Source organism: Actinoplanes cyaneus (assembly GCF_016862095.1).
Classification (GTDB): domain Bacteria; phylum Actinomycetota; class Actinomycetes; order Mycobacteriales; family Micromonosporaceae; genus Actinoplanes; species Actinoplanes cyaneus.
This window is the reverse complement of sequence record NZ_BOMH01000036.1, coordinates 316679-328715: the sequence shown is the minus strand read 5'-3', so window position 1 is coordinate 328715 and position 12037 is coordinate 316679. Positions and strand designations below refer to the sequence as shown.

General features: G+C 70.9%; 10 protein-coding genes. 7 read left to right on the top strand and 3 right to left on the bottom strand.

What is annotated here, in order from left to right; genetic code table 11:
- Window positions 1–172 precede the first annotated feature (172 nt).
- Window positions 173–610 (bottom strand): MarR family winged helix-turn-helix transcriptional regulator, encoded by a 438-nt coding sequence (locus Acy02nite_RS23855; RefSeq protein WP_239175128.1) that lies wholly within the window; start codon window positions 608–610, stop codon window positions 173–175.
- Between the two features lie 70 nt (window positions 611–680).
- Here Acy02nite_RS23855 and Acy02nite_RS23850 point away from each other — a divergent pair, with 70 nt between their 5' ends.
- Window positions 681–1625 (top strand): NAD-dependent epimerase/dehydratase family protein, encoded by a 945-nt coding sequence (locus Acy02nite_RS23850; protein WP_203744084.1) that lies wholly within the window; start codon window positions 681–683, stop codon window positions 1623–1625.
- 58 nt (window positions 1626–1683) lie between these two features.
- Here Acy02nite_RS23850 and Acy02nite_RS23845 read toward each other — a convergent pair whose 3' ends face one another.
- Together Acy02nite_RS23845 and Acy02nite_RS23840 are read right to left on the bottom strand one after the other, a co-directional pair.
- A complete protein-coding gene (locus Acy02nite_RS23845; RefSeq protein ID WP_203744082.1) occupies window positions 1684–2808 on the bottom strand; it encodes a serine hydrolase domain-containing protein in 1125 nt (374 codons plus the stop codon).
- A gap of 152 nt (window positions 2809–2960) precedes the next feature.
- Window positions 2961–4610 (bottom strand): pectate lyase family protein, encoded by a 1650-nt coding sequence (locus Acy02nite_RS23840; protein ID WP_203744080.1) that lies wholly within the window; start codon window positions 4608–4610, stop codon window positions 2961–2963.
- Between the two features lie 365 nt (window positions 4611–4975).
- Between Acy02nite_RS23840 and Acy02nite_RS23835 the strand changes: the two genes are divergently transcribed.
- The 6 genes from Acy02nite_RS23835 to Acy02nite_RS23810 all read left to right on the top strand — a co-directional run bounded on the left by Acy02nite_RS23835 (window position 4976) and on the right by Acy02nite_RS23810 (window position 12037).
- Window positions 4976–5170 (top strand): hypothetical protein, encoded by a 195-nt coding sequence (locus Acy02nite_RS23835; RefSeq protein ID WP_203744078.1) that lies wholly within the window; start codon window positions 4976–4978, stop codon window positions 5168–5170.
- 48 nt (window positions 5171–5218) lie between these two features.
- Window positions 5219–5821, top strand: coding sequence for a thymidine kinase (locus tag Acy02nite_RS23830; protein WP_239175127.1), 603 nt, complete (start codon window positions 5219–5221; stop codon window positions 5819–5821).
- A gap of 174 nt (window positions 5822–5995) precedes the next feature.
- Window positions 5996–6589, top strand: a complete 594-nt coding sequence (locus Acy02nite_RS23825; RefSeq protein ID WP_203744076.1) for a nucleotide exchange factor GrpE — start codon at window positions 5996–5998, stop codon at window positions 6587–6589.
- 4 nt (window positions 6590–6593) lie between these two features.
- A complete protein-coding gene (locus Acy02nite_RS23820; protein ID WP_203744074.1) occupies window positions 6594–8198 on the top strand; it encodes an Hsp70 family protein in 1605 nt (534 codons plus the stop codon).
- Between the two features lie 18 nt (window positions 8199–8216).
- Window positions 8217–10832: a hypothetical protein gene (locus tag Acy02nite_RS23815; protein WP_203744072.1), complete on the top strand. Its 2616-nt coding sequence runs from the start codon at window positions 8217–8219 to the stop codon at window positions 10830–10832.
- Window positions 10832–12037 carry a hypothetical protein gene (locus Acy02nite_RS23810; RefSeq protein WP_203744070.1) on the top strand — a complete coding sequence of 402 codons (1206 nt, stop codon included), beginning with the start codon at window positions 10832–10834 and terminating at the stop codon, window positions 12035–12037. The genes Acy02nite_RS23815 and Acy02nite_RS23810 overlap by 1 nt, the downstream gene beginning before the upstream one ends.

Below are 12037 nucleotides of genomic sequence, written 5' to 3'. Positions count from 1 at the left end.
GCTGTCACCCTTGGGTGCTTCGGTCGTTACCCCCTTCTCACCACGCGACCCCCGACGTTGTGACGAGCGACAACCGGACCAGGCGGCGTTTCGCTGTGCGGCCGGGGCTGCGGCATGGCCGCACAGCGAAACACCGCCCGGGCAGGCCCAAGGGGCGGCGACCCGGCCCGCGTCACTTCTCCACGAGGGTGCGCAGGGTCTGGCGGAACTGATCGGTCGCCGCCGGACTGATCGCCGCCAGGAACGCGCTCTCGGCCTTCCCGTACGCCACCTGCGCCGCCTCGTAGGTCCGCATCCCCTGCTCGGTGAGCTCGACGACGTTCCTGCGCCGGTCCGCGGGATCGGGTCGCCGCGTGACGATGCCCTTGCGCTCGAGCACGTCCAGCAACGCCACCATCGTGGTGCGGTCGATGCCGAGCGTCTGCGCCACCTGCAGCTGCGACGACGGTTCCCGGTGGGCCAGGACCCGGAGTGCCCCGAAGTCCTTGCCGTCTATTCCGAGCGGCTCGAGCGCCGCGTCCATCAGTGCCGTGAGCTTCAGGTTCGCGTGCTTGAGGAGGTACGCCAGGACCTCGCGCGGGTCGGCGGTGGGGTTCGGGTCAGTGGACACGGATCCCATCTTAGGCTTACTCTGATCATCAGCAACACTGACGATCAGTTCTACTGCGAAAGGCGCGACCATGATCCTCGTAACCGGCGGCCTCGGCTTCATCGGCTCCCACACCGTCCGCGCCCTCACCGACGCCGGCGAGGAGTGCGTTCTGCTCCAGCGCCGCTCCGCGCAGGTCCCCCCGCACCTGGCCGGCCTGCCCATCCACGTCGTCCAAGCCGACGTCGCCGACCTCGACGCGCTGCTCGCCGTTGGCCGGCAGTACCCGATCACCGGGATCGTGCATCTCGCCGTCGCCCTGCCGTGGCCGGTGACCGACGACGACCCGATCGAGGCCACCGGGAAAGCACTGAACGCGTTCCTCAACATCGTCAGCGCCGCGCAGGCCTGGGGAGTGCGCCGTGTCGTGACCGCGAGCACCATCGGCGTCTACGGCTTCGGCTCCGAAGGCGCGCTGAGCGAGGACGTGCCGATCTCCCTGGCGTACTCCCACCCCATCCCGACGTTCAAGAAGATCACCGAGCTTCTGGCGGGCCACCTCTCGGATGCGACCGACGTCGACATCGTCAACGCCCGCATCTCCGGCACCTGGGGTCCCGGCGGCCACCTGCCCGACCCGTTCTTCGCCGCCCCGTCCCTCGCCCAAGCCGCGGCCCTGCGCAGGGAACCCGACCTGTCCGGGCTCATCGCACCGCCGCACGCCGAGGACGCCCTCGACCTGCTCTACGTCAAGGACACCGGCCGCGCGCTCGCGCTGCTGCAGCTCGCCGGGAAGCTGAACCACTCCACGTACAACGTGGCCTCCGGTCGCGCCACGAGCAACGTCGACGTGATCACCGCGATCAACTCCGTCGAACCCGGCTTCCAGTACGAGCTGCCCTCGGCCGGAGACCACCAGGTGAACTGGCTCGACATCACCCGCCTGCGCGAGGACACCGGGTTCGAGCCCCGGTACGACACCGCCGCGGCCGCCGCTGACTACATCGCCTGGCTGCGCGCGGGAAACGAGCGGTAACCCCGTAGGGAGCCGGTGCGACGCCGGGCGGCACGCAGGCCGCCCGGCGCCGGTCGGTTCAGGAGGCGCAGAGCGCGTCGTCGACCGTTTTCAACACCTTGGTGGCGGCCTCCTCGGTCTCCGGCTGCGCGGTCACCGCCACCGTGGCGGCGCGGCCGTCCGCGGTGACCTCGGTTCGCGTCTCGTAGCCGGGGATGTCACCGCCGTGGCCCCACGCCAGGCCGCCGCAGCTGAGCGGGAAGCTGATCAGGCCGAGGCCGTACCGTGCGCCGGGGAACAGGTCGGCGGGGACGGTCCGCTGCATCTCGGCGAGCTGAGCCTTGGGCAGCAGTCTCCCGTGGATCAGGGCGCTGAAGAACGTGTTCAGGTCGGACGGCGTGGCGATCATCTGACCGGCCGCCCAGCCCCAGGACGGGTCGAGGTCCGTGATGTCGAGCGGCTTGCCGTCGGGCCCGGGCGTGTAGCCCTGCGGGTGCCGCTCGCGGATGCCGGTCTCGTGGTCGGCCGGGAAGTACGTGTGGCGCAGCCCCGCCTTCCGGATCACCCGCTTCTCGATCTGCTCCTCCAGCGGCCGCCCGGTCACCCGCTCGATCAGCAGGCCGGCGACGATGTAGTTGGTGTTGCTGTACGCCCAGCCCGCCCCGGCCGGGAACACCGGCGGATGGGCCAGCGCGAGGTCCAGAAGCTCCTGCGGCTCGAAGTGCCGGTAGCGCAGCGACAGGTCGTCCAGCGCCAGGAAATCGGTGTAGTTGGGCAGGCCGCTGGTGTGCTGCAGCACCTGCCGCACCGTGATCCGCTGACCACGCAGCAGGCCGGGCACATACTTCTCCACCGGGTCGTCGAGCCTGACCCGGTGCTCCGCGACCAGTTGCAGCATGACCACGGCGACGAACGTCTTCGTGTTGCTGCCGATCCGGACCTGGCCGTCGGCGGGCACCGGGCGCCCGGTGGCGAGGTCACCGACGCCGGCGGTGGGCTTGCGGACCCGCCCGTGCTCGTCGCGGACCACGGCCAGCGCACCCGGGAAACCCTCGGCGACCAGGCCCTCCAGATCCTTCCTGACCGGGTCCCGCGTGGCGGCGACGGCGGGCTGAGCGGCGAAGCCAGTGGCGGCGACGGCGGGCTGAGCGGCGAAGACGGTGGCGGCGAGGGCTGCGGAGACGAACACGAGACGCTTGAGCATCAAGAACTCCTCATCGACGGTTCTGACGCCGTTGAGCTTTCTCGATCCGTGCCGGCGATCCCATCTGGACAGCGTGAGTCTTCGGGGTAGTGCTGGCCATACCGTACGGACGAGGGCCGCGGCCCTCGTCCGTACGCGCAAAGCCTGGATCCTTAGATCTTGCCGGTGCCCGCACCCGCCTTGACCAGGGCGGAGACTGACGACGCGGGCTCCAGGGTGACCGGGTACGGCGCGGTGGTGAACGTGCCGGTCGCGGTGATCACCGGCGTCTCGCCGCCGAAGTCGTTGCCGGAGACGACCGCGAAGCCGTCCTCGTCGGAGTCCTCGGTCGTCCAGACCGGCAGCTTCACCTTGACGAAGACGTTGTTCTGCACCAGGCACTGCGCCTTCATCAGGCAGTGGATGCCGCTGGTCCCGGCGTCGGTGAACAGGTTGTCGTAGAGGTGGACGGTGCCGAAGCGGACCCGCGGCAGGCGCGACGCCACGTTGTCGAACCAGTTGTGGCTGTAGGTGATCCGCAGGTGCCCGGTGTCCTCGGCGGCGTTGCTGTCCGAGTGCCCGACCAGCGAGCCCTTGTGGTGGTCGTGCAGGTAGTTCCAGGAGATCGTGACGAAGTCGGTGGCGTGGGTCAGGTCCACCATGCCGTCGTAGAAGTCCTTGTCGTGCGTGGTGTCGTTGAAGAGCTCGTTGTGGTCGATCCAGACATGGTCGGATTTCTGCACGGCGATCAGGTCGACCGGCGCCAGCGCGAACGAGATCTTCAGGTTGCGGACGATGACGTTGCTGGCCTTCTTGATGAAGATGCCCGCGCCGGTCAGGCCGGCGTTCGCACCGACGCCCAGGATCGTCTTGTCGGAGGAGACGACGACCTGGTCGGTGCCGCTGCCCTTGAGCACGCTGGTGAGCCGCAGGATCTTCGGGCCATCCGAGGCGGCCTCGGTGATCAGCTGGTCCAGCGAGGTGATGGTCACGGTCTCGCCGCCGGCGCCGCCGGTCGTGCCCGCACCGAAGCCGATCGGGGCCGACTCGAACTTCCCGTTGCTGGTGGCGGTTGCGGCCGGGCTCGCCGTTACGGTGGCCGTCGGGCTCGCGGTCGCGGTCGGCGCCGTCGTCGCGGCCGATCCGCTCGTGGTCACCACCACGTCGTCGAACTCCGCGGTCGCGTCGTAGGTCTGCAGCCCGATCCGGCCCTTGGCGAACGCGCTCCCGGTGCCCTCGACGACCGCCGCGCCGTTCACCGAGCCGCTCAGCGTGTTCCCGGTCAGCTTCAGGCCCAGCGTGTACGACGCGCCGGCGCTCACCGTCACGGCGGCCTCGTCGAGCACTGTCACCGCGCCCGACTTCACCGACTGGAGCTGCACCCTGTTCGCCCCGGTCAGCGCGAGCCGGTAGAAGCTGGTCGAGCTCGTCGCGCGGGCCACGATCCCGGCGAACCCGCCGGCGGCCACGGACAGCCGCTGGACCTTCGCCTGCACGGAGTAGTCGGTCCAACCGGTGTCGCCGGCGAACTCCCGGGCCGCCGTCGCACCGGTCTTCGCCTGCTTGAGCACCCTACTGCCGTCGGTCGCGACCGACCAGGCGCCGCCCGACCTGCTCCAACCGGCGGTGTCGCCGTCCTCGAAGTCGTCGGCGAACGCGGCGCCGCTGCTCGCCGCGGTGGTGGCAGCGGTGTCGCCGGTGCCCGCGAAGGACACGCCGGCGACCGTGCCGAGGCCGGCCACGACCACGGCCATGCCGGACGCCAGGGCGATCTTCCGCTTCCGGCGACTCGGTTCCGCCGCGCTTTCTTCGGCGCTGTTCATGGTGTTCCTTTCGCTTTTCGCGGCGAGGCGAAAACGGGGAATGGGGATGTGCCACCTCGGCGCGAGGAGGACCATAAGCGCTTTCCGAGATCCCGGTCAACCAGCCTTAAGCAATTCCTAATAAGCGCTCTGAGCTGCGGACTTACCATTAACCTGGAAACGCCACCAGGGCCGGCAGAAATAATCTGCCGACCTCAGAAGAAAGACCAAAGCAATTCCCTCGTACGTACGGAGGTGGCCCCACCCGCCGCGATTCGTTGCTTGCCGGAGCTGTGTCACTCGTCACAGCCGAATGGCGGTTGTCCTGATTCGTGGTGATCGGGGAGGCTTCCAGCCCGTCCCCTCGCCGAGCCCGGGAGCCCCGCATGCCCGATCGCACCGCCCGCCGCACGGTGGCCGCCGCCACGATCGTCTTCATCGGCGCTGCCCTGCTGATCCTGAGCGGTCTTCTCGGCGGAGCCGCGCGCGAGGCCGTCTACCTGCTGCTCCCCGCCACCTGGTTGACCGTCTGCTGCGGCCTGGCCAGCATGGTTCTCGCCCGGACGCACCGGACCGGTTAGGCAAGCCGGGCCCGGCCGCATGACAGGTATCACAGGGCACGCGCGGGCATGACGGTTCTGGTCGCCACCGGGCGGGTCGCGGTGGCAGGCTACGCGGTTATGGATTTGACCGTGATCCTCGGCCCGATGAAGGGCGGCAAGTCGCTGGAGATGATCAGCCTGCTGTCGCCGCTGCAGCACACCGGCATCCCGCACCGGATCTACCAGTCGTCGCGGCACGTCCGGGACACCACGCTGACCTCCCGGGTCGGCGGCAGCCTGGAGACGGTGAAGGTGCGGACGCTCGCCGGCGCGGCGGACGGCGACGTCGAGGTGATCGGCGTGGACGAGGTCCACATGTTCACGGTCGACGACATCGCCGAGTTGGGGGTCGCCGTCCGGCGCGGCGTGAAGGTCGTCGTCGCCGGGATCGACCTGGACCACCGGGGGCAGCTGTTCGCGCCGGTCCGGGCGTTGTTCGAGCTCGCGCCGGAGAAGGTGATCTACCGCCGGGCGGTGTGCGACGTGTGCCGGTCGCTGGACGCGACGCACACCCAGGTGCTGGAGAGCGGCAAGCCGTTCATCCGCGAGCTGGCACCGTCGACGGCGCTGCCGGACGACGGCACCTATACCTACGAGGCGCGCTGCCGCCGCTGTGTGGTGCTCCCCTGAGGGGTAAGCAGCCGGGCTCCGCCGGCGGGTAAGAAAGCCGACACCGGTCCACTGAAGATCGAGGTCCGCTCTACGAAAAGACATCCGGGCACACCCAGGCATAGCGCTCCCCACGAAGACCCGTTACGTTCCAAAACTGACAGTGACGACGGGTCTCACGGGAGGCGATGGCACGTGGACGAATCCCCGGAAGGCCCATCGGCGCAGGAGCCGGGCGCACCGGATCCCGTGCTGGGCCGTCTGGAGCGTGTCGAGGCGCAGCTGGCCGAGTTCCACCGGCGCTCGGCACACCGCGAGTCGATCATCGACCGGCTGCACGAGGAGAACCAGCAGTTCCGTGACGGCCTGCGCCGGGTGATCCTGGAGCCGGTCGTCACCGACCTGCTGCGGCTGCACGACGCGATGGCCCGGGAGGCCCAGCGCATGGCCGCCGACGACCCGAAGGCCGCCAAGCTGATGGGCAGCTTCGCCGACGACGTCACGATGGCCGTCGAGCGCTGTGGCTACGAGATGTTCCCCGCGCTCCCCGGCGAACCGTTCACCACCGGGCGGCACGCGCCGGCCGGCACCGTGGCGACCGACGACCCGAGCCTGGACAACACCGTTGCCGAGCCGTTGAGCGCCGGCCTGCTGGAGATCGAGTCCGGCAAGGTGCGCCGTGCGGCCCGGGCACGTCTCTACCGATACCAGGCGCCCCCGGCGCCGGACGACGCCGTCGATCTGGCGCTCGTCGACCACCACGACCCTGACCCCGTCGGAAGCGAGTAGCGCCATGGCCACCTTCGGCATCGACCTGGGCACGACGTACTCCTGCGTCGCTCACATCGACGACACCGGACGGCCCGCGATCATCAAGAACCGGCCCGGTGACGACACGACCCCGTCGGTCGTCTACTTCGAGAGCCCGGAGAACGTGGTCGTCGGCAAGGAGGCCAAGGCGGTCGCCAAGATCCAGCCGGACCTCGTGGTCTCGCTGATCAAGCGGCAGATGGGCAAGTCGTTCGAGATCACCGTGCACGGCCAGACGCACACCCCCGAGTCGATCTCCGCGCTGATCCTCCGCGAGCTGGCCGACGCCGCCGCGGAGAACGTCGGCGAGCCGGTCACCGACGTGGTGATCACGGTTCCCGCCTACTTCGGCGTGGCCGAGCGCAACGCGACCCGCCGGGCCGGGGAGATCGCCGGGCTCAACGTCCTGAGCATCGTGGACGAGCCGGTCGCTGCGGCGCTGCACTACGACGCGATCAACGCCGGGGGAACCAAGACCCTCTTCGTGTACGACCTGGGCGGCGGCACCTTCGACACCACCGTCATCAAGGTCTCCCCGGAGGAGATCCAGGTGGTGTGCACGGACGGCGACCACCACCTGGGCGGCGCGGACTGGGACGACCGGCTCGCCGAGTACCTGCTGGAGCAGTTCCAGGCGGAGCACCCGGAGACCGAGGCCGCCGACGACGAGGAGTTCCTGCAGAGCCTCGCGGCCGGCGCCGAGGACATCAAGAAGCAGCTCAGCCGGATGCAGAGCCGCCGCTTCAACGCCCGTTTCGGCGGGGACACCTCGCAGATCGAGGTGAGCCGCGAGAAGTTCGAGGAACTCACCTCGGAGCTGCTGGAGCGCACGGTGACGATCACGCAGCGGACCCTGCGGACCGCCGCCGAGCGGGGCATCACCGAGTTCGACGACGTGCTGCTGGTCGGCGGCTCCAGCCGGATGCCGGCGGTGACCGCGGCGCTCGAGTCGCTCGGCCTCAAGCCGCGGATGCACGACCCGGACCTCGCGGTCGCCAAGGGCGCGGCCCGGTACGCGCTGATCGAGTCGATCAAGATCCGTTCGGACGAGGACGGCGGTGAGGCCCCGGCCGAGGTCGTCGAGGAGATCGCCGCCCAGCTCGACCTGCCGGTGGAGAAGGTGCGGGCGCTGGCCGGCAAGCGGGTCGCCACCGTCGTCCCGCGGGCCTTCGGGGTCAAGGTGATCAACCGGGTCGGCGGCCGGGAGCAGTACACGATCGAGCACGTGCTGCGGGCGAACACCCCGCTGCCTGCGGAGACCGAGCCACAGCGCTTCGGCACGGCGTACCCGAATCAGGTCGAGATCTCGGTGGAGATCTGGGAACAGTCAGGCTCGGTGGAGTCCGAGGCGCTGGAGGACAACGAGCACATCGCCGAGGGCGTGATCAGCGGCCTGCCGCCGCTGCCGGAGAACTCGCCGATCGACATCAGCTTCCAGATGGCCGCCGACGGCCTGCTCACGGTGCACGCGCTCGAGCTGAGGACCCGCAAGGACCTGCGCATCGAGGTGCAGATCAAGGGCGGCCTGACCGACGAGCAGGTGAGCGCGGCACGCAACGCCGTGGCTCGCTACAACGTCTCGGCCTGAGGCTGGTGAACGCGGCCGATGTTCGACGGTGAGCGGTACCGCGAGGAGGTGCTGGACCCGGCCCGGAAGAACGGGAACACCCCGCCGGCCGACCTCCTCGTGCGGTACGCCGTCGACCCGGCCCGGCCACCCCGCGGCGCCGCCTTCGACGCGCACATCTCGGCCGTCTACAAGTACTGGCAGCAACTGGGCACGCAGCGCCGGGTCTACCAGAAGATCGTCGAGGCGCTGAACGCCGCGCACCAGAAGCTCAAGGAGAGTGACCGGCTCACCGCCGAGCACTTCCTCGCCGAACGCAGACGGGTCGTCCAGGAGATCGGCCAGGCGCTCGACGAGATCGTCAAGGAGCTGGCCACCGACCCGGTGGTGGCGGCGAGCGCGCTGTCCGTCGCGGCAGCCCCGCTCGGTGGCGCGGCGGTCGAGGCGACGCTGCGCGATCTGCTCGGCAAGCGCCGCGTCCGGGTGGTGGACGAGTTGTGGCCGCTGCCGGACGGCCCGCCGCCGAAGGGCCGGGCCGTGCAGCGCAGCGTCCGCACCCTGGGCCTGCCGCTCTCGCTGCACGTGCTGGCCGGCGAGAAGGACCTGAGCTTCACGCTGCGCGCCGGGCTGCGGGTCGGCGGCCGTCCGCTGACAGTCGAGGACCTCGACGGGGTGCGGGCCCGGACCGAGCGGCGCAAGCAGGACGACCGCAAGACCGCCACCGACGACCTGCTCACCAACCTGGGCGGCGCGCTGCGCGACGGCAGCCTCGACCGGCTCGTGCTCTGGGAGCTGATCGAGGCGGTCCGGCCGGCCGCCGGCCTCGGCAAGCTGCGGGTGGTGGCCCGCGAGGCGACCCGGCTGGGCCTGCAGCGCGAGGAGGCGGAGGACTTCGCGCTGGCGGTGCTGAACCGGGGCGCTGTCATCCCGCCGCGACGGGACGTGGCCGACGAGATCGACGAGCTGCTCGGCGGGGGCTCGTTGCGCGCGGCCGAGCGGCTGCTGCCCAGCCTGCCCGCGAACCAGGACGACGAGGTGCGCGAACGCGTCCGGGCCGCCACGCAGCGGGTGGACGACCTGGCCGCGCGCGCCCAGCGGGAGATCGCCGCGGGCCGGACGGAGATCGCGGCCGAGCTGCTCACCATCGCCGTCCGGGAGGCGGCCGACGACACCGACCTGGCCGGGCGGCTGCGCACGCTCGCGCCGCCACCGGTCCCGGCCGTGCGGGCCGGCACCGCGGCCGGCGACCGGGTGGCGATCAGCTGGACGCCCAGCCCGGCGCGGACGGGCGGGATCTCCTACCAGGTGGTCCGCACCCGGCAGCGTCCCGCGGGCTCGGCCGGCGACGGCGAGGTGATCGGCCGGACCGACGGCAACGAGGTCGCCGACACCGGCGCGCCGGCCGGGGACGACCTGCACTACACGGTCTTCGCGACCCGGTCGGAGGGGGTCTGGTCACCCGGCGCCACGGCCGGGCCGGTGTCGCTGCTGCCGGAGGTCACCGACGTCGGCGCGGTGACCGACGAGTCGAGTGTGCGGGTGACCTGGACGTCCCGGGCGGACGCGACGGGTTTCACAGTGGTGCGCGAGCCGGGCGGGACACCGGTCCGGGCCGGGCGCAACGGATTCGCCGACGAGGAGCTGACGCCCGGCGTCGAGTACCGCTACCTGATCAGGGTGAACTATCCCGCCGCGTCGGCCGGGGTCACCGTCACCGCCATGCCGCAGGCCGCACCGACCGAAGTGCCCGACCTGGCCGTGGAGCCGCTGCCGGGGCAGGACCCGGGGCGGCTGCGCCTGGCCTGGACCCGGCCGGACGGCGGCGACGTGACGCTGCGCTCGGCGGCGCACCGGCCACGGTGGAACCGGGGTGCGGAGATCACCGGCGCGGAGCTCACGACGTACGGGAAAGAGGTCCTGGGCCGGAGCGACCCGGGGACGAGCCGGCGGGCCGCGATGAGCCTGCCGATGCCGGCCGGGCGGGTCTTCGTCACGGCGTTCAGCGTGGGCGGCGGGCGGGTAATCGTCGGGCCGACGGTCGCGGTCACCAACATCGCGTCGGTCACCGATCTGCGGGCGCGGCGGGTCGGCCCGGTCGTGCGACTGAGCTGGACCTGGCCGGACGGCGTCGCCCTGGCCCGGGTGCGCTGGTGGCCGGAGGGCGGCTCGCCGGAGCAGGCCGAGCAGGTCGACTGCTGGCAGCGCGCCTATCGCGACGACGGCGGGCTGCAGATCACCACGGGCATCCGGGCGGTCCGGGTCGAGGTGTCCCCGGTCAGTCGCGACGGCGAGGGCGAGACCGTGGGCAGCCCGGCCGGTCTGCGGGTCGGTGGCAGCGGCGTGCCGGTCAACTACCGGTTCACGCAGACCGGCATGTTCCGCAAGACGACCCGGCTGGAGCTGGTCGCCGACCAGGAGTGCCCGCTGCCGGACCTGGTCGTGGTGCAGTCGCCGGGCCGCGTGGTGCCGCTGCGGCCGGATCAGGGGACACCGGTCGCGCGGATCCCGGCGCAACGCCTGGAGCCGGGCCGGCCGGTGACCGTGGACGTGCCGGTGCAGAGCGCGCGCGGGCCGTACCGCCTGGGCTGTTTCGTCGACGACCACACCGGCGACGGGTCGGACGTGGTGCTCAAGGGGATCCCGGGAGGCGGCTGATGGCACGACTGACCTGCCCGTACTGCTACCGGACGTTCGCCGAGAAGGAGATGCTGTTCCGCTGCAGCGGGCTCCGCGCGGCGAACGGCGCGTTCTGCAAGCCGGAGCCCGACCCGGTGCGGGTGCAGCTCGGCGACCGGGACGAGGTGCCGCCGGTCGTCGAGGGCAACGGCAAGAAGCTCTCGGCGGTCTGCACCCGCTGTGGCAACACCGCGACAGTGCAGATCTGCCCGCACTGCCACGCCCAGCTGCCGGTGCACTACGGCAAGATCGACACCCGCATGGTGGCGATGATCGGCGCCAAGTTCAGCGGCAAGTCGGTCTACACCACGGTGCTGATGCACGAGCTGATCCATCGGGTCGGGCGACGCTTCGACGCGGCGGTGGTCGGCGCCGACGAGCGGACCCGCAAGGAGTTCGGCAGCGAGGAGCGGGCGCTCTACTCCGAGGGGGTGCTGCCGATCGCGACCCGGCCGGCCGCCGACGAGCAGGGCCGCCAGCCGTTCGTCTTCAAGTTCTCGCTCGGCGAGCGCAAGCGGTTCCGCAGCACGCTGCGGCACACCGTGCTCTCGTTCTTCGACACCGCCGGCGAGGATCTGGAGTCCGCCCGCGGCGTGGCGCAGAACGTCGGCTATCTGAGCAGCGCGGACGGCATCATCGTGCTGCTCGACCCGCTGACCGTCCCGGGCCTGGTGCAGACGCTCGGGCTGGACCCGAGCGTGCTCCCGGACACCTCCCAGCAGGAGGCGGCGAAGGGCGACACCCCGATCAACATCCTCACCCGGATCACCGAGGTGTTGCAGCAACTGCCCGGGGTCGGCCCGAACCGCATGATCGACATCCCGGTGGCGATCGCGTTCTCCAAGGTGGACGCGTTGTGGGACGCGCTGCCCGAGGACAGCCTGCTGCGCCAGCCGGCGCCGGACGGGCCGTTCTTCCCCGAGTCGGACAGTCTCGCGATGCACGACTATGTCCAGGCGCTGCTGCTCCAGTGGGAGGGCGGGCAGATCGATCAGCTGCTGCACAAGCACTACCGCACCTACCGCTACTTCGGCCTTTCCGCGCTCGGGGCGGTGCCGCCCGCCAAGCAGTCCCGGCAGGCCCGGCAGCGGGTCGCCAAGTCCGGCATCCAGCCGCACCGGGTGGAGGACCCGTTCCTGTGGCTGCTCAGCCGGCTCAAGGTGATCGAGACGGGGAGGGACTGA